This window comes from Streptomyces sp. NPDC046712 (assembly GCF_040645695.1).
In the GTDB taxonomy this organism is placed as follows: domain Bacteria; phylum Actinomycetota; class Actinomycetes; order Streptomycetales; family Streptomycetaceae; genus Streptomyces.
The window spans coordinates 26,209-46,820 of sequence record NZ_JBEYYW010000004.1; the positions used below are offsets into that span (position 1 = coordinate 26,209).

Sequence of the window (20,612 nt, forward strand, 5' to 3'; positions counted from 1 at the left end):
TCCCCGCTCAGTTTCCTGCTCCGTTCTGCACCACCCCGGCAGACAACGGCGTCTAGCCCCCACAAGGAGTCACCCGTGGCCATCTCGGTCTTCGACCTGTTCTCGATCGGCATCGGCCCGTCCAGCTCCCACACGGTGGGCCCGATGCGCGCGGCCCGGATGTTCGCCCGCCGGCTGAAGAACGAGGGCCTGCTGGCCCACACCGCCGCGATACGGGCGGAGCTGTACGGCTCGCTCGGTGCCACCGGCCACGGCCACGGCACCCCGAAGGCCGTCCTCCTCGGCCTCGAGGGCAACTCCCCGCGCACGGTCGACGTCGAGACGGCGGACGAGGAGTTCGAGCGGATCAAGTCGAGCGGCCGGATCAACCTGGTCGGCGCGCACGAGATCCCCTTCGACTTCGACGAGGACCTGGTCCTGCACCGCCGCAAGGCGCTCCCGTACCACGCCAACGGCATGACGATCTTCGCGTACGACGCCGAGGGCGCCCTGGTCCTGGAGAAGACGTACTACTCGGTGGGTGGCGGCTTCGTCGTCGACGAGGACGCCGTGGCCGGCGAGAACCCGATCGTCCCGGACGACACCGTCCTGAAGTACCCCTTCCGCACCGGTGACGAGCTGCTGCGGCTCGCCAAGGAGACCGGCCTGTCGATCTCCGCGCTGATGCTGGAGAACGAGAAGGCCTGGCGCACCGAGGCCGAGATCCGCGAGGGCCTCCTGGAGATCTGGCGGGTCATGCAGGCCTGCGTCTCGCGCGGCATGTCCCGCGAGGGCATCCTGCCGGGCGGTCTGAAGGTGCGCCGCCGCGCCGCGAACACGGCCCGCAAGCTGCGTTCCGAGGGCGACCCGGCGGCGCTCGCGATGGAGTGGATCACCCTCTACGCGATGGCCGTGAACGAGGAGAACGCGGCGGGCGGCCGCGTGGTCACCGCCCCGACCAACGGCGCGGCCGGCATCATCCCCGCGGTCCTGCACTACTACATGAACTTCGGGTCCGGGGGTGCCTCGCAGGAGGAGAAGGAAGACAGTGTCGTCCGCTTCCTCCTCGCCGCCGGCGCGGTCGGCATGCTCTTCAAGGAGAACGCCTCCATCTCCGGCGCCGAGGTCGGCTGCCAGGGCGAGGTCGGCTCGGCCTGCTCGATGGCGGCCGGCGCCCTCGCGGAGGTCCTCGGCGGCACCCCCGAGCAGGTCGAGAACGCGGCCGAGATCGGCATGGAGCACAACCTCGGCCTGACCTGCGACCCGGTCGGCGGCCTGGTCCAGATCCCGTGCATCGAGCGCAACGGCATGGCGGCGGTCAAGGCCGTCACGGCGGCGAAGATGGCGCTGCGCGGCGACGGCAGCCACCTGGTCTCCCTCGACAAGGTCATCAAGACCATGAAGGAGACCGGCGCGGACATGTCGGTCAAGTACAAGGAGACGGCCCGCGGCGGTCTCGCCGTGAACATCATCGAGTGCTGAGGCCGTAGGCCCCGCCTCAGGCACAGGACCGGTCCGACTCCGGCGCCCGTCGTGGGGCGGGCGCCTGGGGCGGCGTGGGCTCGTCCTGGATCATCACGTACAGCTCGCGCCGGTCCGAGATGGACAGTTTCCGGTACGCCCTGCTCAGGTGGATCTCCACCGTGCGGCGCGTCACGTACAAGCGGTTCGCGATCTCCTGGTTGGTCAGGCCGCCCGCGGCGAGCAGGGCGGTTCGGCGTTCGGCCGGGGTGAGCGAGGCGGGTCCGGTCTCGCTGTCGCGGCGCGGCCTCGCGCCCGACTCGATCAGGTCCTGACGCAGCTCGCGGACGAGTGCTCCCGCCCCGCACTTCTCGGCCAGGGCCATGGCCGCGCGCAGCTGCTCCCGGGCCTTCCGGATCTTGCGGGTGCGCATGTACTCGCGGCCGAGGTCACCCAGGGCCAGGGCCTCCATGAGGGCCGCGCCGGACTCCCGGAGGATCGCGACCGCCTCGGCCAGGAGGGCGGCCCGCCGGTCGCCGCCGGCCAGCAGGCCGAGGACGCGCAGGGCGCCCCCGATGGCGTGCGGCGCACCCCAGGCGCGGGCCAGTTCCAGCTCCTCGCGGGCGAGCCGGTCCGCGATGGCAACGTTGCCGAGGCGGCTGTGGGCGAGGGCGGCCTCGGAGCGCCAGGGGTACACGACGGAGTCCGCCCACCCGCGCAGCCGCAGCCGACGGCCGCACTCCTCCAGGTCGGCCAGGCCCGCCCTGGCGTGTCCCACCGCGATGTGCAGCCTGCCCCGGTGGAACAGCAGCCCGGGCAGCGCCACCCCGGGCGGACAGCTCGGGACCCCGTCGTCCAGGAGGATCCGCCGGGCCTGTTCGAGGTCGCCGGACTCGAGCAGGGCCGCCCCCAGCCAGCAGCGGGCCTGGGCGGACCCCAGCCACTCGCGGCCGGGCAGGACCGGGCTGTGCTCCAGCGCGTCGTACGCGGCCCGGGCGGACTCCTGGAGGCGGCCCACCCGGAACGCGCACTCCGCGAGCGCGGACCGGGCCAGTGCGGCCACGGTGTGCGAGCCCTCGGCCGTCGCCTGGGCGAGCAGCGCCCGACAGGTCTCCCGCGCCTCGTCGTGCTCGCCGGCGCGGGCCAGGACGAGGACGAGGGCGATCCGCAGGGCCGCGTCCTCGTTGACGGTCCCGACCGGTTCGCTGAGCGCCAGCCGGGCGAGCTGTACGGCCTCCTCCCGCCGGGTGCCCCGCCACTGCGCGTGCAGGGCCGGTACCGCCGCCTCGGCGCGTCGGACCCAGGGGGTGCGGGCGACCTCGGAGAGCGCCGCCCGGGAGGCCGGCGGACCCGACCGGGTGCTCCGGCCGTCCAGCAGGCGCAGCAGCTCCAGCAGGGCGCGGGTGCCGGCGCGTAACTCCTTCTCGGCGTCCTGCCGTTCGAGGTCGGCTACCTCGGCCTCCATGATCCGCAGCGCTTCGGGGATGTCGCCGGTCAGCACCACGGCCTGGACGAGGTCGGCGAGCGCGGCGGCCCGCCGGTCGCCGACCTGGGGTATCAGGTCGACCGTGGTGCGCAGCCGGGGCACGGCCGCGTCGAGGTCGTCGGCGAGTTCGACATGGCCGAGCCGCCGCAGCAGCTCCGGTTCGCGGTCCGCCCCGCACTCCTCCATGGCCCGTTCCAGAAAGGCCCGGGCCTCCTTCAGGGCGCCGGCGGCGAGGGCGGTGTCGGCCGCGTCGACGAGGATCTGGCAGGCCCAGGGCGCGCCCACGGGTGCGGCGTGCAGAAGGTGGGCGGTGATCTCGTCGCGGGGCGCGGCCGCGGTGTGGAGCGCCTTGGCCGCCTCCGCGTGCAGGCGCGCCCGTTCGCTGGGCGGCATGGCGGCGAGGAACGAGGTCCGGACCATCGGGCGGCTGAACCTGATCCCCTCCTCGGTCTCGTCCAGGACTCCGGAGCGGGCGAGGGTGTGGAGGACGTCCGCGGCCTCGGCGGGGTCGAGGCCGGCCAGCTCCGCGACGAGTTCGGCGGAGTGCGCCCGGCTCATGATCGCGACGGTGCCGAGGGCCCGGCCGATGCCAGGGAACCAGGTCTCGAAGCGGGCGACGAAGGTCTCCGCGACCTCCGCCGATCCCAGTTCGCCGATGCGCTCGGCGGACAGCTCCCCCGGGCCGACTCCGGTGCGCTGCAGCTCCCGTAACAGGGCCTGGACCAGCAGCGGGTTGCCACCGGTGCTCTCGTGGCAGGCCCGGGCGAGGCCGGCGTCCATCGGTACGCCGAAGGAGGACGACAGCAGGTAGCCGACGCTGTCGACGTTCAGGCCGCGCAGCACCACGCGCCGGTGGAACTCGGAGGCGACCGCGGCCACCGAGGCCGTGTCGGGCCGCTGCGGCTCCTCGTCCGCCGGCTCCGTGTGGTCCCGCGCCAGGGTGCCGAGCAGCGCGACCGGCAGTCCTTCGAGGCGGGCCATGAGGTGACCGAGCCAGTGGAGCGAGCGCGTGTCGGTCCACTGCAGGTCGTCGACGACCAGGAGCAGCGGCTTGCGGGCGGCGTGTCCGGTGAGGAGGCGGTGCACCTGGGCCGCGGCGGCCTCGGGCGGGGAGGCCGCCGTCACCGCGGGCGGCTCGGTCGGACGGCCGCAGCCGCCCGGAGCGGACAGGAGCTGGTCGCGTACCTGGTGCAGCACTCCGTACGGCAGCGTCCGTTCCGCCTGCCGGGCCCGGGCCGACACCACCTCGAAGCCCCTGGCCCGCGCCGTCCTCAGGGCGGCGCGCGCCAGATAGGACTTTCCGGTGCCGATGCCGCCCTCCATGAGCAGGCTGGCTCCCATTCCCCCTGCCGCCGCGGCCAGCGCCTCTTCCAGGGCGGACACTTCGCCATCTCGACTGAGCACAGCAACTCCCCTTTTGCCCCAGGGTTTCGATGTCGCTCGTGGTGCGTGCGGGTGCGCTTCAGACGCGCTCCGGCCCCCGGTGCCGACTGCGCCACCGGTCGGTGGCCACCCCGCCGAGGACGACTTCGACGACGTCCTCCGCCAGGGCCGCGGTGACCGGCAGGTGGCCGAAGAGCACCCGGTAGTAGGTGGTGGAGGCCAGCATGTCCAGGAGCAGATCGATGTCCGCGTCCCCGCGGATGTCCCCCCGCTGGATCCCGCGCCGCAGCGCCTCGGCCGTCGAGGCCCGGCGTACGTGGAAGAACTTCTCCAGGAACTCCGACTCCAGCTCCGGGTCGTCGGCCAGGTCCGCGACCAGGGCGGGCAGGACCCGCCGCCCGACCGTGTGGGTGAACGCCTGGCTGAGCGTGCCGATCCCGGCGATGAGGTCGCAGTGCGTGCACCCGGTGTCCGGTGTCGGGGTGGTGCCGATCGCCGCGGCGAGCGTGTCCACGACGAGGTGCTGCCGGGATCGCCAGCGGCGGCGCAGGGCCGGCTTGCTGGTGCCGGCGCGCGCGGCGACCGCTTCCAGGGTCAGTCTCCCGTAGCCCGCCTCGTTGAGGATCTCCATCACCGCGCTGGGCACGGCGACGTCGATACGGCTGTCGCGGGGCCTTCCGGAGCGCTGCCCACCGGGGGGCCGCACGTCGGGCTCGGCGGCTTTCGGGGTGTTCACCATGGCGTCAGTATAGGTATGCTCACCACCGTTCCGTTCCGGTACGAAATGAAAATGGCTCAAGGAGTGACTCCATGTCTCACGGTGTCGACGAGGTGGCCGAGGGGTCGGGAGGGCCGGGAGGGTCGCCGGCCCCCGCCGCCGCGGAAACCAGGCCCTCGGAGAGCGTCTTCGCGGGGCCCTATCGGGCGCTGACCTTAGGCGTGATCCTTTCGGTCAGCATGGTCGCGTTCGAATCTCTCGGCGTGGCCACGGTGCTGCCCGACATCGCACGGAAACTGGACGGCCTGGGCGCCTACGGCTGGGGCCTGTCCGCCCTCATGCTCGCCAACATCATCGGTACGGTGCTCGGCGGCCGGTCCGCCGACCGGAGCGGCCCGTGGCGGCCGATGGCGGTCGGCCTCGCCGTCTTCGCCGTGGGCTGCGCGGTGGCCGGTGCGGCCACGTCCTGGCCGTTGTTCCTGGTGGGCCGGTTCACCCAGGGACTGGGCGTCGGCGCTGTCATGGCCATGGCGTACACGGTGATCGGTCTGGCCTACCCGGAGCATCTGCGGGCGCGCATGTTCGCCCTGCTGTCCTCCGCGTGGACCATCCCCTCGCTGATCGGCCCGGTCGTCGCCGGCACCCTGTCCGACCTCACCGACTGGCGCGCGGTCTTCCTGCTCATGCTCCCGCTCATCGCGATCGCGGCGGCCCTGACCCTCCCCGGCCTGCGCGGGCTGAACCGCTCAGGAAACACCGCTGCGGACGCCGGTGCCTCCGCTCCCACGGCCCTGCCCTGGTGGAAGAGCCCGTTGGCCAACGCCGTCCTGCTCACCGTGGGCACCGGCCTGCTGCTCCAGGCGCTGCTCCTCGAGAACATCGCCCTGCTCGTCGTCCTCGCCCTGGTGGGTGTGGCCGTCGCCGTACCGGCGCTGCGCCAGGTGACACCGGAGGGCACCCTCAGCGCCCGGGCCGGCCTCGGCGCCGGCGTCGTGATCCGTGGTCTCCTCTGCGGCGTCTACTTCGGCAGCGAGGCGTTCCTGCCGCTGGGCCTGCAGGAACTGCGCGGTTCGAGCGCCACCGAAGCCGGTCTCGGACTGTCCGCGGGCGCGATCACCTGGGTGCTCGGCTCCGCCTGGCAGGCGAAGCGGGACAGCCGGAACCAGGGCAGCCGCACCGGCGGCGTCGTGCTCGGCTTCGTCGTCCTGCTGGCCGGTGTGGCCGTCATGGCCCTCGCCATCCTCACCGACTCGGTCCCCGCCTGGATCGCCGTACTGGGCTGGGCGATCGGCGGCATCGGCATGGGCGTCGCGTTCAACGCCGCCACCACCGACACCCTGGAGCAGACGCCGGCCGAGCGGCAGGGCGAGGTCAGCAGTGCCCTCCAGCTCGCCCAGACCCTCGCCACCGGTCTGATCGCCGGACTGGGAGGCGCGGCGATCGCGATCGCGCAGCACTACGACTCCACCACCCGTACCGCGCTGTTCGGGGTCTTCGCGCTCACCGGCGCCCTCGCCCTGATCGGCATCCTGCTCTCCCGGCGACTGCGCCCGGCGGCCGCGGTGAAGTGACCGTCGGCCCTACGGCGGCGGCCGTACGAAGGCGGTCGCACGAAGGGGGCTCCGCGGTGATCCGCGGAGCCCCCTTCGTGTGTGTCCGACCCTGCCCGTCAGGCGCGGCAGCGCAGCATCACCAGGGGCGGATTGGCCAGGAAGTCCGCCCAGAACCGCTCACCCATGGCCCGTACGCCGTCGGCGGGCACGTGCAGCGGCACCCAGGTCACCTCGCCGAAACCCGCCGCCCGAAGGCTCTGTTCGTACACCTCGCGGCGCGGGTAGTTCGTGACGAACTCGACCGGCGGGTCCAGGAGCGCCGTGATACGTACGCGCGGCCCGATCGCCCCCTCCCCCACCGGCGTGTAGAGGAAGCCGTACTTGCCGGTGGACGGCCCGTCGAACCGGAAGTCGGGCGCCTGCGTCAGGACGAAGAACTCGCCCCCCGGCACCAGGCTCCGGTGCACACCACGGCACATGCGCTCCATGGCGGCCGCGTCGTCGGCGTAGTTGAGCAGATAGACCGCGGTGGCCAGGTCGAAGGGGCGCTCGGGAACCGGGAGTTCGGCGGCGTCGGCGACGGCGTAGCGCACGCCGAGGGGACTGTTCTCCTCGATGCGCCGGGCGGCGGCCACCATCTCGCCCGAGATGTCGACCCCGAGCACGTCCGCCGCACCGAGGCGTTTGATCTGCCGAGTGTAGAAGCCCGTGCCGCAGGCCAGGTCGAGCACGGACCTGCCCCGGACGTCACCGAGCAGCCGCAGAAAGCCGGCCCGTTCCGGGTACCGCGCCATGGGCAGCGCCTTGAACCCTTCGTACGCCTCCCCGATCTCGTCGTACTGCAGAGCGTCCTGCTGCGCACTCACTTCGTGGACCTCCTCGTCATGCGATCTCCCGGGCGTTCCCGATGACTTCGGCGCTCTCGCCGGCGCTCCTGCCGACCTTCCCGCCGACCTTCCCGCCGGCTTTCCTGCCGGTGTTCTCGCCTGCGGCGCGGCGCAGCAGGTCGCCCGTGAGCGCCGCGCGCCGCCCCTGGTGCCGGGCCGCCTCGCGTACGGCGCGCGTCACGGCGCCCGCCGTCAGCGGGTGCGAGGTGCCGTACGGGTTCCCGCCGGCCGCGAAGACCGCCGGGTCCGTGTAGCCGGGCGGCACCACCACCGCCCCGCTGTGGAGCAGCACATGGTGGAACGCGAGCAGCGCCGACTCGCTCCCGGCGTGCGGGCGCGCGGTCGCGACGAAGCCGCTCGCCGGCTTGCCGGACAGCGGGCCGGTGCCGGCGGCCGGTTCCAGCGCCTGGAGGAATGCCAGCAACGGGGGTGCCATGGCGCCCAGTCGCGCCGGTCCGCCGAACACCACCGCGTCCGCCCAGGCCACGTCCTCCGGTGTGGCGAGCGCCGCCGGGGGCCCGGTCCACCCGGCCGCGTCCTCGCGCGCCGAGCCGCTGGTGCCGACGACCCGCCGCAACCGGACCCGCGCGCCCACGGAGCGGGCACCCGCCGCGCACTCCTGCGCGAGGAGGCGTGCGGGCCCACTGTCGGCGCAGTGCACCACCGTCACCCTGACCGGCCCCCGGGCGGTGGGCGCGGCGGCCGTCGGGCGCGCCCGCGAGGTCAGCTCGGCGAGCCGGTGGCCCAGCAGCCGGGCCGCCTCCTCTTCCGCCGAGCCGATGCCGATGCCGGTGCCCGTGCCCGTCCCGGTGCCGGTCCCGTCCGCGCCGCGTGGCCGGGACTCCACCGACAGGCCGTACGGATTGCCGCCCACCGCCCGGAACACCGGGTCCGCCGGATCGGCCCCGACCACCCAGGAGCCCCAGTGGTACGCGGTCTGATGCAGCGACAGCAGTGTCGCCTCGCGGCCGCCGTGCGTACAGGTGGAGGCCGTCATCCCGGTCACCAGCCGGTCGGCGAGCAGCCCTTGCCGCCACAGCGGGCTGGTCGTCTCCAGGAACCGCTTGAATGCGGCGGACACATTGCCGAAGTACGTCGGTGTCGCAAGGACCAGACCGTCCGCCCACAGCACGTCGTCCGGCCCCGCGACGGGCTCCGGCCAGCGGCCGCCGCCCTCTCCCTCGTCCGCCACCCGCAGCAGCCGTACGCGCGCTCCACCGGCCCGCGCGCCCTCGGCCGCCGCCAGGGCGAGGGCACGCATGGTTCCCCGGCGGCTGTGGTGGACGACCGCGACCCGGGGCCTCATACCGGCTCCCCGGGCAGCGGCCGGGCACGCAGCACGAGCCGTACGTCCTCCCCGACTCGGCCCACCTCGTCGAGGTGCAACCGGACCCCGTCACCGAGGGTCCGTATCCCCAGGTCGTCGAGGACCGGGCGGCCTCCGGCGCCGAGCAGCAGCGGCGCCACATAGGCGACGACCCGGTCGAGGAGGCCGGCGGCGGCGAAGGCCGCGGCCAGCCGTGCACCGCCCTCGAGCAGCAACGAGCGCACGCCCCGCGCGTACAGCGCGTCGGCCAGGGCCCGGATGTCGAGCTCGCCGTCCACGACGGGCACGTCCAACACCTCGTGCCGCCGGGGCAGTCGGGGCGGTGGCGCGCCCCGCCCGACGACCACCAGCGTGGGAGCGGCGTCGTCGAGCACCCGGGCGCCGGGCGGGATGGCGCCGGTCCGGTCGAGGACCACCCGCAGCGGCGGCCGGCCGGGCACCGCGTGCCGGAGTCCCAGGTGCGGGTCGTCGGCATGCAGGGTCCCCGAGCCGACGAGTACGGCGTCGTGTGCGGCACGCAGGGCGTGGACGTCCTCACGCGCCGGCTGCCCGGTGATCCACCGCGAGGTGCCGTCGGGCGCCGCCGACCTGCCGTCGAGGCTGCCGCCGAACTTCCAGGTCACACACGGCCGGGCGGCGCGGACCGCGGTGAGCCACAGCTCGTTGCCGCGTTCGGCCTCCGCGCGGAGGACTCCCGGGACCACCTCCACGCCGGCCTCGCGCAGCCGCCGGGCACCGCCGGCGGCGTCGGGGGTGGGGTCCGGCACCGCGTAGACGACCCGGGCGATGCCCGCGCGCAGCAGCGCGTCCGCGCACGGTCCGGTACGCCCCCGGTGCGCGCAGGGCTCCAGGGTGACCACGGCGGTCGCGCCGCGCGCCCGGGCTCCCGCGGCGGCGAGGGCCTCGACCTCCGCGTGCGGGTGGCCGGCTCCCCGGTGGAATCCCTCGCCCACCTGGGAGCCGTCCGGGCCGAGCAGGACGCAGCCGACGACGGGGTTGGGGCTGGTCTCCCCCAGCGCGGTGGCCGCGAGGCCGATCGCCCTGCGCATGGCGGCTTCCTCGGCGGGGAGCACCGGCGGGCGCGGTGTGGCCGGTGCCGTCGGGTTCCCGGCCGTCACGGCGTCTCCGCGAGCCGGAAGCCCATGGCGTAGATGTCCCGCTCGTACCAGCCGTGCCTCCGTCGGCAGCGGGCGAGATCGCCGAAGCGGGTGAAACTGCCGCCCCTGGCGATGCGATAGGCACCGCGGGTCCGCGCCAGGTCGTCGGCGACGTCCGTTCCGCCGGGGTACGGGCGGTAGTCGTCCGCGGTGTACTCCTCGACGTTGCCCGCCATGTCGTGCACGCCGAACGGCGAACATCCGCCGGGGTGCACGCCGATGGGGGTGGTGGTCAGCGGGCCGTACTCCACGGTGTTGGCGCGGTCGGCCGCGAACTCCTCCCCCCACGGGAAGTCCCGGCCGTCGCCGCCGGAGGCCGCGTACTCCCACTCGGCTTCGGTCGGCAGCCGGAACGCCCGGCCCGTACGGTCCGCGAGCCAGGCCGCGTACGCGTCGGCGGCCTCGGGGGGAACGGTCCACACCGGGTGGTTGCCGAGCCCCTCGGGGTGGACCCCGAAGCGCCAGGAGGTGGGCAGCCACCTGCTGTCGGTGTCCTCGAGGAAGCGGCGGTACTCGGCGTTGGTCACCGGGTGGAGCGCGATCCGGAAGGCCGCGACGTCCGTCTCGTACGTGGGGCACTCCTTGGCGATCCAGTCCTCCTCCACACCGGCGTGCCGCCAGCGTGCGGTGACCGGCCCGACCGACTCCGGGTCGAGGCCGAGCCGGACCCGGGCGCCCGGGACGGTGGCCATCGGTGGGTCGTCGGGGCGGATGCGCGGGTCCCCGACGAGGCCGAGCACGGTGCCCGCGGCGTACCTCCGGGGGAAGGGGGTGCCGGGATCCTCCGCGATCGAGACGAGGGTCACGGCGGGGGCGCCGAGGAGGTCGCGGTGGGCCCGCAGCGCCCAGGGGCCCGTGCGGGCGGTGAAGGTGTCGGGCAGGCCCATGGCCGCCCGGTCGGACAGGGTGTTGGGGTTGGCCATGACTGCCGGCGGAGCGGCGGGAGACGTACTGCTGGTCATTGGTGCCTCCGGTCGGTCGAGGGGGCGGGCGCGCGATCCGTTCCGGCCGGGGCCGGGACGCCGGCGCGGGCCGTGGCAGCCGGCATACCGGCGGTGGGCACGGCCTCGGCCAGGGCGCGGTAGCCCGCGTCGTTGAGGTGGATGTGGTCGCCGCTGTCGTACGCGGCCCGCACGCGCCGGGGGTCCGCGGGATCGCGGACCGCCGCGTCGAAGTCCACGACGGCGTCGAACTCGGGCGCCGTGCGCAGCGCCGTGTTGAGTTCCGTGCGGGCGCGTTCGGCGTCCGGGGTCCAGAACGGCGAGTCCTTGAACGGGGTCAGGGTGCCCACCAGCACGCGGATGTCTCGTTCGCGCAGGCGTTGCGCCATCGTGCGCAGCCCTCGCAGGACGTCGTCCGCACCGGCGTGCGGCGCGAGCTGGAGGTCGTTGATGCCCTCGTAGAGCACGACGGTCCGCACCCCGGCCTGGGCGATCGCGTCCCGGTCGAGCCGCCCCAGAGCGCTGGTGCCCCGCTGCGGCCGGTCGGTCTCGGTGCCGTCGCGCAGCACGCGGTTGCCCCCGATGCCCTTGTTGAGCACGCCCAGGCCGCGGGTCGCCGGGTCGGCGGCGAGGCGGCGCGCGAGGGCGTCGGTCCAGCGGCCGTTGCCGTCCGGGGTGGACCCCACACCGTCGGTCTGCGAGTCACCGATCGCGACGACCGTGCCGCGCGCCCGTGTTCCCCGCGCGTCCGCCCCGCGTACGTCCACGCCGGTGAGGAAGAACCACGAGGTCTCGGTGCGGGTGAACGCGGTCCCGTCCTGGTCGGCGGTGTGGTCGCCCGGCTCGGAGACATGGCTGCGCTGCTGGGCCAGCCAGTGCCAGGTGGTGGGGCCGGTGGGCTCCGGCAGATGGATGCTGACCAGCAGGTCCGCCCCGGCGGGCACGTCGAAGGCCACCGGGTCGCTGAGCGCCTCGGAACCGGCGGGCAGGGTCGTCCGTGCCGCGCCGCCGTCGAAGGTGACCGGTCGGACGCTGCCGGGCAGGACCGCCGCCGGGGCATCCGGCCGCGGCAGCGCGACGGTCGTCCGGCCGAGGGTCAACGGCCCGGTGCCGTGAGCGTTGGACAGCCGCAGCCGTAGTTCGCCGCCGCCGATCGAGGTGTGCACGACCATGCGTACGGTCCGGTCGTCCAGACCGTCCCGGGAGATGCCGTCGGGTGCGGCGGGCGCGGGAGCCGTACCCCAGGAGCCGGCCCAGCCCGCGGCGTCGGAGGCCCGGGGTGCGGACGCCGGGGCGGAGGACGGGGACGCGGCGGAGGAGGCGGGGGACGCGGCGAGCAGGCCCGCCGCGCACACCGCCGCCGACAGCACTGCGCGGCATCGTTTCATCGTGGATCGCCGTCCGCTGTGCGCCGGAACGTGCCCAGCAGATAGGTGAGGCCCGCCGTGCCGCGCGGCACCTGCCGCACCTCGATCGGCTCGAACCCGTGGGCGGTGACGAGGCGGTTGAGCTCGTCGGGGGTGAACTCGCGGTAGAGACGCTTGCCCGCGTTGACGAAGAGGCTGCCCGCGTCACCCGCGGCCTGGAAGACGGAGACGGTGAACAGGCCGCCGGGCACGAGCAGTTCACGGACGCGGCGCAGATAGCGCGGGTAGCTGTCCGGGTGCTGGTGATGCAGGCAGCCGTTGTCCAGCACGGCCTGGTATTCGGCCGTGCCTTCCAGCTCCGTCAGGGGGGTGACGAGAAAGCGGGCGCGCCCGGGTCGGCGGGCCATGACGGCCTCCCACTCGGGGGAGGCGATGAGGTCGATGCCGGTGACCCGGTGTCCGCCGGCCAGCAGGATCTCGGCGTCCCGGCCGTGGCCCGTGCCGATGTCGAGGATGTGGGCGTCCTCGGTGGCGCCGAGCGCGCTCGACAACAGGCGCGGCGCCTCCCGCATCGCCTGCTCGCCGGTCCACACGTCGCGCCCGGTGGCGTAGTGGTCCCGGAAGTCGGAGTGGAGCACGGCCGCGTACGCCGACTCGTCGAGCTGCGGTGCCGGTGCGGGGGTGATCGCGTAGCGGTCGGCTATCGGATGGCTGTCCATGGGGTGCGGAGTCCTCTCGTAGAGGAGTGGAGACAGGAAGGAGGAGAAGAAGGGCTCGTGGCACGGCGCCGGGGGAGGCGGGGTTTCCCTCACCTCCCCCGGCGCCGTACGCGATGACGGCGGCTCAGCCCCCGATCGGGTACACCTGACCGTCGTAGGACGCCGCGGCGAAGACCTTGCGCCCCGCGTCGTACGCGAGCGCCGAGATGCCCGCCGTGGTGGGCCTGACCACCTCGGTCCAGGCGCGCTCCAGCCGGTCGTACAGCGCGACCCGGCCGTTGTAGCTGCCGGTGGCCACGAGCCTGCCGTCGTCGGAGGCCGCGACGCACTTGATGGAGTGGGTGTGCGGCGTCGGCAGGACCTCGGCGCGCAGCTCGGGGCTCCACAGCCGCAGTTTCAGGTCCCGGCTCACGCTCGCGAACCAGCCGTCGCCCAGACCCGCGCACCCGTTGGCGATCCTGTCGTGCGCGTCCTCGACGGTGGCGATCTTCTGGAGGGTGGAGATGCGGTACCAGGTGGCCGAGGCGTCGGCCGCCACCGAGAAGAGGAGGTCTCCGGAGACCGCGACGCCCTTGACCGCGTTCACGTGCAGGGGCAGGTCCGCGATGTGCTCGACGCGGTCCGTGCCGTGCAGCCTCAGCAGCAGCCCCTCGCCGGTGTACGCCCCCACGACCGCGTACCGCTCGCCGTCCCGCTCGAAGGCCGCGCCGCAGTTGAGCGGTGAGCGGTGCTGGTACAGCTCGCGCCCCGTGAGCGCGTCGAAGACCTTGCCGAGCTGTCCACCGGAGAGTACGGCTCCGCCCAGCGGCGTGAGGAAGTTGCACAGACTCCCGGTCGCGGCCACGAACGCGCCGTCCCGGCGCACCACTCCGGCGTCGCCCACCGTCAGCGGGCCGTCGGGGGCGGGGAGTACGGCGTTGACCCCGCCGGTGGGCGGCACCTCGGCGGTGTCCCAGACCCGGTCCTCGTAGTCGTAGCCCCGGTAGCCGGCTCCGAAGGTGGCGAAGACCAGGCGTGAGGCCCCGGCGAACGCGCAGGAGCGGGGCCAGACGTCGTCGGGCAGACCGCTGGTGTCGCGCAGTTCGGGCCGGCCGGAGGAGACGTCCCACAGCCGCATGGTCCGGTCGTAGCTGAGACTGACCAGGAGGTGGCGGGAGTCGTCGAGCACGAGGCGCTTGATGCCCGCGTCATGGGCGGACACGTCGTGCTGCCCGGTCGGCCCGACGACGACGATCCGGCCCTCGTCGTTGCCGGCGAAGATGGTGCCGCCGGAGGAGATGGCGATGGTGTCCGTCTCCACCCCGCCCATGTCGAGGTTGGCGACCATGCCGCCGGTCTCCAGGGACCACCGCTTGATGGTGCCGTCGTCGCTCGAGGAGATCACCTCGTCGGCGTCGCGGGTCCATTCGACGGAGATGACGTCGGCGGTGTGACCGGCGAAGGTGGTGACGAGGCGCCCGGTGAAGTCGTAGACCCGCACCCTGTGGTCGCGGGAGGCGGTGGCGATCAGCTCCTTCGACGGATGGAAGACCGACATCTCCACGTCGTCCTCCTGCTCGGCGAAGACCGCGACAAGCCGGAGGTCGGGCACGGTCCACAGGCGGGCCGTGTAGTCGCTGGAGGAGGTGAGCAGGTGGCGGCCGTCGGGGGAGAAGGTGCACTGGTTGGCCAGGTGGTCGTGGAACGAGCGCGCCAGCGCCCGCCCCGTTCGCTGGTCCCAGCAGATCACCTGGTTGTCGTAACCGGCGGTGGCGACGTACGTGTCCCGCCAGGCGGCGATGCCGCTGATGGGTCCCCGGTGCTGGATCATATGGACTCCCCCGCGAGTCGAATGGTGTGCCCGCTCCGCTCGACCTTGGCGCGCAGGTAGTGGCGGTTGCGTTCGGTCTGGAAGATCCCGGTCGGAACCACCTCCTCGATGGCGATGCCGTACGAGGTCAGCTGCGCGGCCTTGTCGGGGTTGTTGGTGTGCAGCCTGATCCGCGTCGCGTCGAGCGCGCGGAGCATCTGGGCGGCCGCGCGGTAGTCGCGCAGGTCGTCGGAGAAGTTCAGCTCGCGGTTGGCGGCGAAGGTGTCGAGGCCGAGCTCGTCCTGGACGCGGTAGGCGTCGAGCTTGTTGTAGAGCCCGATACCGCGGCCCTCCTGGCGCAGATAGAGCAGGATGCCGCCGGATTCCGCGAGCAGCTGCATCGATTCGGCGAGCTGTGGACCGCAGTCACAGCGTGCGGATCCGAAGACGTCTCCGGTCAGGCACTCCGAGTGGAGCCGGACCAGCGGTACGGCCGCGGCGGGCGCGAACGTCACGGCGATGTGCTCCTGGCCGTCGCCGAGTTCGGAGAAGGTGACCATCTCGGCGGTCTTCCAGCCTCCGTCGGCCAGCCGCACGGGCACTTCGACCCGGGCCCGGGTACGGGTCGTGGGTTGCGCTGGATCGGCCAGTACGGAGGTCACCGGCGGTTTCGCACCGTTGAACGTGTTGCGCACGTGATCGTCCCTCCCGTTGGATCTGGTGCAATGGACCCAGCATCGGCAACCGCGTCGCCGCGCACAGCAGGGGTGGACCGGTATCGGCACCGAGACATTTGACGGTCACTACCGAACCAGCAGACACCGCTGTCACCCGGCGGCGGCCGGGGCTGCGGGGAGGGGGAGTCTTCCTGTGTCCGTCCGAGCCGGTCGGGCTCCGAGGAGGGCGACGAGGAGGCAGCGGGGAGGGCCGCGAGGGCGCCGAACGCGGCGGGCGCGGCTGCTGTGCGACGGATCGGGGTACGTGCGGGACCGGGAGGCGTCACCGGTCGTTCGTCGGCGAGGGCCGGACGGGCGGCGACTCACGTACGTACGCACGTGGTGGCCGTACGGAGTACGCCGTGCCGCCCGTCCTCGCCCGGCGGGTCAGGCCTTGTTGAGGCCGGCCCAGAACTCGTCCCAGGACAGCTTGCCGTCGGCGTTGCCGTCGCGCGGGGCGATCAGGGCCTCCGCGACCGTCTCGGTGACGTGGAAGTCACCCAGCTGCGCCATGACGCTCTTGTACTCGGCGGCGGTGATGAAACCGTCCCCGTCCACGTCGAACCGTTCGAATGCCTTGCGCGCCGACTCGATGTCCGCCACAGCTTCCGCCCCTTCTTGGTGCTTCGATGACGGGGTCAGATTACTGGGCGACCCGCCGCTTCCGGGCGCCGGGCCATGCCGGATCATGGTGGTATGAGCGACGACGTGGCACTGATCCTGGCGGCGGCGGCGCGCGGACAGTTCCCGCCGCCGGACGGCTCGACGACGGTGGTCCCGCAGCCGAACGCCCGGGACGTCGGCGTCCTCGCCTTCACCGCGCACTCGGTGATCTTCACGGACGAGGATCCGGCGTGGGTGCGGGAGGAGCTCGCGGCCGCCGCGAGCGACCCGCTGGCCGCCTCGATGAACCCGGGGTTCCTCGCCGCCTTCATGCGGCGCACGGGCCGGCACATGAACACGATCGACCTGCTGACGGTCGCCACGGCGCTGCCCGGGTCCCCCGAGCTTCCGCTGCGTGAGATCGAGGACCCGGGGCATCCGCGGGTGGCGCGGGCGTTGAAGTTCCGAGACGACGTACGGGTGTGGGCCGCCGACGGCGGTGTGCTGATCCTGGGCCGGGGCGTGGCAGGCCGCTGGGAGGCGGCGATCGAGGTCGACGAGGACGTCAGGCACCGCGGGCTCGGCCGTGCGCTGGCCCTCGCCGCCCGGCATCTGACGCCGGACGGCGTGGTCTGGGCCCAGCAGTCCCCCGGCAACGCCCGCAGCGTCCGCACCTTCCAGGCTGCGGGCTACCGCCCGGTGGCCTCCGAGGCCCTCCTCATCGCGGGCTGACGGAACGGCCGGTCACCTGAAGATCCCGGTGTGGCCCAGCGAGTAGCGGCCGGGCTGGGGGTAGACGGCCAGGCCGTGGGGGCCGCCGCCGACCGGGATGCGGGCCAGCTGCCTGCCGGTGGCCGTGTCGATCGCGTAGACCTCGGAGTCGTAGCGTCCGGAGAGCCAGAGCACCTTGCCGTCGGCCGAGACACCGCCCATGTCCGGGGAGCCGCCGTCCGGGAGCCACCACTTCTTCGTCAGCTTGTTCCGGGCGAAGTCGAAGACCGAGATGGAGCCCTCACCGCGGTTGGGGACGTACATCTCCTTGGAGTCGCGGGAGATGTAGAGGCCGTGGCAGCCCTTGCCGGTCGGCAGCAGCTCCGGGGTGGTGAACTTCTCGCCGTCGAGGACCCACATGCCGTGGGCCATCATGTCGGCGATGTAGAAGGTCTTGCCGTCCGGCGAGATCTTCACGTCCTGCGGCATCGCGCCTTCGAAGGGCAACTTCTGCTGGCCGATGACCTCCATCTTCTCCGTGTCGACCTTCAGCAGTTCGCCGGAGAACTCGCAGGAGACGATGAAGTACCGCCCGTCCGCGGAGAAGTCCGCGTGATTGACGCCGTAGCAGGAGACGGGGACGGTCTTCTTCCGGTCCATGGTGTGCGGGTCGCGGAAGACCAGCTCGCGGTCGAGGGAGGCCATCACGATGGCGTACTTGCCGTTGGGCGTGAAGTAGAGGTTGTACGGGTCGTGGACCTCGACGGGCTTGCCCGCGACCCCGGTGGCCGGGTCGATCGGGGTGAGGGTGTGGCCGCGGTTGTTGTTGACCCAGAGCGTCTTCATGTCCCAGGACGGGACGACGTGCTGCGGCTGGACGCCGACCGGGATGGTCTCGACGACCTGGTACGTCGCCGGGTCGATGACGGAGACGGTGTTGGAGTTGGTGTTGGGCACGTAGACGCGGGAGGGGAAGTCCTTGACCACGGGTGAGAGCTGGTTCGGCCGGTCGGCCGCGTAGACGTCGTCGGGGTCGAGGACGGGCGGCATGCCGGGGAGGCCGTCCGGGACGACCTTCTTGGGGACGGCCGGGGGCGCCGCGTTCTCCTTCTTGGCGCCGCCGCGGGGCTCGGCCCCGTGGTCCGCGGTGCCGCACCCGGCGAGCGCGGCGAGCAGCGCGGCGGCGAGGAGGCTCTTCGTACGCGTGGTGAGAGGCAGCATCAGGTCAGCAGCTCCGTGGTCGTCACCGCGCGCAGTCCGCGGCGGTCGAGGTCGGCGAGGAGGGGCGGCAGTGCGGCGACCGTGTCCGCGTAGCCGAGGTGCAGGCTCACGACAGATCCGTTGCGGACCGGTCCGGTGACGTTGCGGACGACGGCCGCGGCGCCGGGCGAGGTGAAGTCGAGGGAGTCGACGTCGTACGAGAGGACGTGCGGGTAGCCGGCCCGGCGGGCGGCCTCCTGGACGGCCGGGGTCGCGTGCTGGGTCCTGGAGGGCCGGAACCAGCTGCCGATGGAGCCGGTGAGCCGGCGCAGCCGTGCGGCGCAGGCGCTGATCTCCGCGTACGCCTGGTCTTCGGTCATCGCGTTGATGTCCAGGTGGCGCTGGGTGTGGTTGCCGAGGTCGTGGCCGCCGTCGAGGATCCGGCGGGCGAGCTCGGGATGGGCGTCGAGCCACTCGCCGACGGCGAGGACGGTGACCCGGGCGCCGCCCTTCTCGGCCTCGGCGAGCACGGCGCGGGCGAGGGCGGGGTCGCCCTGGCCGTGGAAGGTGAGCGCGACCCGGGGGCGGTCGCGCGGGCCGCTGGCGATCTCCACGGGGTGGCCGGGGAAGCGCCGGGGCGCCGGGCCGGCGCGTTCGGGGGCGGGCGCGGGGCGACGTGGCACGGGGCGGCTGTCGGTGCCGCAGGCGGTGAGCGCTCCGGCGAGGGCGGCCGCCGCACCCGCCCGGAGTGCGCTGCGGCGGTCGGTCAGGGTCACGCGCTCATTTAAGGCCAGTAACGACCGATTTCTAACGATTGAGCCAATTCAGGACGTTTACGGGTCGCATCCGGACGTCCACTATGCGGACGAATCAAGGAAACAATCGATGAACTCGATACTTATTCACCATTTACAAGGCGGGTGCTCTACATCACCAACGATTCATCGGAGATGAATCACGGTTTGACCGAATTTGCCCCAGTAGGGTCTTTTGGCTCGATGGCCCGCTGTCTGCCATAGTCGGAGACACGACCCCCATTGACCCGGGCCAGGTCGTTTTCACGGCCGTGGATACACCCCCCCGATCCACGGCCGTCCTCACGGAAGCCCCCAGGCGCCCCACCACGGCGAACGGGGGCTTCAGTGCGTACGGGGGGGCGCCGAGGGTCGGCGATCGGCAGTCAGCGGTCGGCGACGCGCATCTCGAACCAGGTCGTCTTGCCGCGCGGCTGCAGGTCCACGCCCCAGCGGTCGGAGAGCTTGTCGACGAGGAAGAGCCCGCGGCCGCTGATGTCCAGCTCCTGGACGGGCATGAGGCACGGCAGGCCGCGCGAGGGGTCCCGGACCTCGATACGGATCCAGCCGCGGCGGCGCAGCATGCGCAGCCCGAAGACCCGGGCGCCGGTGTGCCGGACGGCGTTGCCGACGAGTTCGGAGACGAGCAGGACGGCGTGCTCGGCGATCTGCGGGGACAGCGCCCACTGCCGCAGGACGACGCAGTGCGTGAGCCGGCGGGCGACGGCGGCGGATTCGGGGCGGGACGGCAGCCGCACGTCCTCCTCGGCCGGATTCCCGTACAACTCCAGCGCCTTGAGAGCCTGTTCGTCCTCGGCTGCCGGTACCCACCGTGCGGCCGTCGCACCGCCGTGCTGCCGCGGCTGCTCCACACCCTCCAGGCCCGCCATGCCCCCCATCATGGCCGGACGGAACGGGCCGCGGGGCCGTTCCGGCGGAATCGATCCCCCGGAATCGACAATTCCAGGGGATTCGCTTGACATATGCCAGAGTCAGACGAACTTCGCCTTACCCGGGCCCTCCTCGACGAAGCTGCGCATACCGCGCTCGCGGTCCTCGGTGGCGAACAGACCCGCGAACCAGGTCCGTTCGATCGCGAGGCCGGTGTCGATGTCGGCCTCGAGGCCCTGGTCCACCGCCTCCTTGGCGGCCCGCAGCGCGACGGCCGGCCCCTGGGCGAGCTTCGCGGCCCAGGCGTGCGCCTGCTCGTACACCTCGGCCGCCGGGACGACCCGGTCGACCAGGCCGAGCGTCAGGGCCTCGTCGGCCTTGACCATCCGGCCGGTGAAGATGAGGTCCTTGGCCTTCGACGGGCCGACCAGGCGGGACAGCCGCTGGGTGCCGCCGGCGCCCGGGATGAGACCGAGCAGGATCTCGGGCTGGCCGAGCTTGGCGTTGTCGGCGGCGATCCGGTAGTCGGCGCAGAGCGCCAGTTCGCAGCCGCCGCCCAGGGCGTAGCCGGTGATCGCGGCGACGACGGGCTTGGGGATGCGGGCGATCGCGGTGAAGGAGTCCTGGAGCGCGCGCGACCGCTTGACCATGGCCACGTGGTCCATGACCTGCATCTCCTTGATGTCCGCGCCCGCCGCGAACACCTTCTCGCCGCCGTACAGGATCACGGCCCGCACGTCGTCGCGGTCGGTCGCCTCCTGGGCCAGCTCGCGCAGCCGGTCCTGGGTGGCGATGTCGAGGGCGTTCATCGGGGGGCGGTCGAGACGGATCGTGCCGACGCCTTCGGCGACTTCGAGGTTCACAGTCATACCCGGCAGGTTAGCCGCCGTTAACGACAGCGGACCCGGTGCTGTTGCTCACAGCACCGGG

General features: G+C 73.0%; 18 protein-coding genes. 3 read left to right on the forward strand and 15 right to left on the reverse strand.

Annotated features, from left to right (window positions below):
* The first annotated feature begins 75 nt into the window (after positions 1–75).
* On the forward strand, positions 76–1,461 hold the full coding sequence (locus ABZ939_RS06715; RefSeq protein WP_361850055.1) for an L-serine ammonia-lyase: 1,386 nt from the start codon (positions 76–78) through the stop codon (positions 1,459–1,461).
* 16 nt (positions 1,462–1,477) lie between these two features.
* On the opposite strand, the gene ABZ939_RS06720 is transcribed toward ABZ939_RS06715, so the two are convergent.
* Together ABZ939_RS06720 and ABZ939_RS06725 are read right to left on the reverse strand one after the other, a co-directional pair.
* Entirely contained in the window at positions 1,478–4,330 is a 2,853-nt protein-coding gene (locus tag ABZ939_RS06720) for an AAA family ATPase (protein ID WP_361850057.1), read from the reverse strand.
* A 58-nt stretch (positions 4,331–4,388) separates the two neighbouring features.
* A complete protein-coding gene (locus ABZ939_RS06725) occupies positions 4,389–5,048 on the reverse strand; it encodes a TetR/AcrR family transcriptional regulator (RefSeq protein WP_361850059.1) in 660 nt (219 codons plus the stop codon).
* A gap of 218 nt (positions 5,049–5,266) precedes the next feature.
* Between ABZ939_RS06725 and ABZ939_RS06730 the strand changes: the two genes are divergently transcribed.
* Complete coding sequence (locus ABZ939_RS06730; RefSeq protein ID WP_361850061.1) at positions 5,267–6,598, forward strand: MFS transporter; 1,332 nt, start codon at positions 5,267–5,269, stop codon at positions 6,596–6,598.
* A 98-nt stretch (positions 6,599–6,696) separates the two neighbouring features.
* On the opposite strand, the gene ABZ939_RS06735 is transcribed toward ABZ939_RS06730, so the two are convergent.
* The 9 genes from ABZ939_RS06735 to ABZ939_RS06775 all read right to left on the reverse strand — a co-directional run bounded on the left by ABZ939_RS06735 (position 6,697) and on the right by ABZ939_RS06775 (position 16,086).
* Positions 6,697–7,374: a class I SAM-dependent methyltransferase gene (locus ABZ939_RS06735; RefSeq protein ID WP_361850693.1), complete on the reverse strand. Its 678-nt coding sequence runs from the start codon at positions 7,372–7,374 to the stop codon at positions 6,697–6,699.
* Positions 7,375–7,462: 88 nt separating this feature from the next.
* On the reverse strand, positions 7,463–8,773 hold the full coding sequence (locus tag ABZ939_RS06740) for a flavodoxin family protein (protein WP_361850063.1): 1,311 nt from the start codon (positions 8,771–8,773) through the stop codon (positions 7,463–7,465).
* On the reverse strand, positions 8,770–9,843 hold the full coding sequence (gene ribD / locus ABZ939_RS06745; RefSeq protein ID WP_361850065.1) for a bifunctional diaminohydroxyphosphoribosylaminopyrimidine deaminase/5-amino-6-(5-phosphoribosylamino)uracil reductase RibD: 1,074 nt from the start codon (positions 9,841–9,843) through the stop codon (positions 8,770–8,772). Before ribD ends, ABZ939_RS06740 begins: the two co-directional genes overlap by 4 nt.
* A 65-nt stretch (positions 9,844–9,908) precedes the next feature.
* The gene (locus tag ABZ939_RS06750; protein WP_361850067.1) at positions 9,909–10,913 is read right to left on the reverse strand and encodes an SUMF1/EgtB/PvdO family nonheme iron enzyme; all 1,005 of its coding nucleotides are present in this window, start codon (positions 10,911–10,913) and stop codon (positions 9,909–9,911) included.
* Positions 10,910–12,262, reverse strand: coding sequence for an SGNH/GDSL hydrolase family protein (locus tag ABZ939_RS06755; protein ID WP_361850069.1), 1,353 nt, complete (start codon positions 12,260–12,262; stop codon positions 10,910–10,912). Before ABZ939_RS06755 ends, ABZ939_RS06750 begins: the two co-directional genes overlap by 4 nt.
* 14 nt (positions 12,263–12,276) lie before the next feature.
* Entirely contained in the window at positions 12,277–12,978 is a 702-nt protein-coding gene (locus ABZ939_RS06760; RefSeq protein WP_361850071.1) for a methyltransferase domain-containing protein, read from the reverse strand.
* 124 nt (positions 12,979–13,102) lie between these two features.
* Entirely contained in the window at positions 13,103–14,788 is a 1,686-nt protein-coding gene (locus ABZ939_RS06765) for a WD40 repeat domain-containing protein (protein ID WP_361850073.1), read from the reverse strand.
* A complete protein-coding gene (gene ribA / locus ABZ939_RS06770; protein WP_361850695.1) occupies positions 14,785–15,417 on the reverse strand; it encodes a GTP cyclohydrolase II in 633 nt (210 codons plus the stop codon). The genes ABZ939_RS06765 and ribA overlap by 4 nt, the downstream gene beginning before the upstream one ends.
* A gap of 453 nt (positions 15,418–15,870) precedes the next feature.
* Entirely contained in the window at positions 15,871–16,086 is a 216-nt protein-coding gene (locus tag ABZ939_RS06775; RefSeq protein WP_361850075.1) for an EF-hand domain-containing protein, read from the reverse strand.
* 93 nt (positions 16,087–16,179) lie between these two features.
* On the opposite strand from ABZ939_RS06775, the gene ABZ939_RS06780 reads away from it, so the two are divergent.
* A complete protein-coding gene (locus tag ABZ939_RS06780; RefSeq protein WP_361850077.1) occupies positions 16,180–16,818 on the forward strand; it encodes a GNAT family N-acetyltransferase in 639 nt (212 codons plus the stop codon).
* A gap of 12 nt (positions 16,819–16,830) precedes the next feature.
* Here ABZ939_RS06780 and ABZ939_RS06785 read toward each other — a convergent pair whose 3' ends face one another.
* The 4 genes from ABZ939_RS06785 to ABZ939_RS06800 form a co-directional block, all read right to left on the reverse strand.
* Positions 16,831–18,018, reverse strand: coding sequence for a hypothetical protein (locus tag ABZ939_RS06785; protein ID WP_361850079.1), 1,188 nt, complete (start codon positions 18,016–18,018; stop codon positions 16,831–16,833).
* On the reverse strand, positions 18,018–18,773 hold the full coding sequence (locus ABZ939_RS06790; RefSeq protein ID WP_361850081.1) for a polysaccharide deacetylase family protein: 756 nt from the start codon (positions 18,771–18,773) through the stop codon (positions 18,018–18,020). The genes ABZ939_RS06785 and ABZ939_RS06790 overlap by 1 nt, the downstream gene beginning before the upstream one ends.
* Before the next feature lie 404 nt (positions 18,774–19,177).
* Positions 19,178–19,681 carry an ATP-binding protein gene (locus tag ABZ939_RS06795; protein WP_361850083.1) on the reverse strand — a complete coding sequence of 168 codons (504 nt, stop codon included), beginning with the start codon at positions 19,679–19,681 and terminating at the stop codon, positions 19,178–19,180.
* A 102-nt stretch (positions 19,682–19,783) separates the two neighbouring features.
* Positions 19,784–20,551: an enoyl-CoA hydratase-related protein gene (locus ABZ939_RS06800; RefSeq protein WP_361850084.1), complete on the reverse strand. Its 768-nt coding sequence runs from the start codon at positions 20,549–20,551 to the stop codon at positions 19,784–19,786.
* Positions 20,552–20,612: the final 61 nt, after the last annotated feature.

Coding starts and splice junctions, on each gene's coding strand:
- ABZ939_RS06725 (WP_361850059.1), bottom strand. CDS start 5,048: ATGGTGAACACCCCGAAAGCCGCCGAGCCCGACGTGCGGCCCCCCGGT.
- ABZ939_RS06795 (WP_361850083.1), bottom strand. CDS start 19,681: ATGGCGGGCCTGGAGGGTGTGGAGCAGCCGCGGCAGCACGGCGGTGCG.
- ABZ939_RS06730 (WP_361850061.1), top strand. CDS start 5,267: ATGGTCGCGTTCGAATCTCTCGGCGTGGCCACGGTGCTGCCCGACATC.
- ABZ939_RS06765 (WP_361850073.1), bottom strand. CDS start 14,788: ATGATCCAGCACCGGGGACCCATCAGCGGCATCGCCGCCTGGCGGGAC.
- ABZ939_RS06750 (WP_361850067.1), bottom strand. CDS start 10,913: ATGACCAGCAGTACGTCTCCCGCCGCTCCGCCGGCAGTCATGGCCAAC.
- ABZ939_RS06740 (WP_361850063.1), bottom strand. CDS start 8,773: ATGAGGCCCCGGGTCGCGGTCGTCCACCACAGCCGCCGGGGAACCATG.
- ABZ939_RS06735 (WP_361850693.1), bottom strand. CDS start 7,374: ATGGCGCGGTACCCGGAACGGGCCGGCTTTCTGCGGCTGCTCGGTGAC.
- ribD (WP_361850065.1), bottom strand. CDS start 9,843: ATGCGCAGGGCGATCGGCCTCGCGGCCACCGCGCTGGGGGAGACCAGC.
- ABZ939_RS06785 (WP_361850079.1), bottom strand. CDS start 18,018: ATGCTGCCTCTCACCACGCGTACGAAGAGCCTCCTCGCCGCCGCGCTG.
- ABZ939_RS06780 (WP_361850077.1), top strand. CDS start 16,180: ATGAGCGACGACGTGGCACTGATCCTGGCGGCGGCGGCGCGCGGACAG.
- ABZ939_RS06760 (WP_361850071.1), bottom strand. CDS start 12,978: ATGGACAGCCATCCGATAGCCGACCGCTACGCGATCACCCCCGCACCG.
- ABZ939_RS06800 (WP_361850084.1), bottom strand. CDS start 20,551: ATGACTGTGAACCTCGAAGTCGCCGAAGGCGTCGGCACGATCCGTCTC.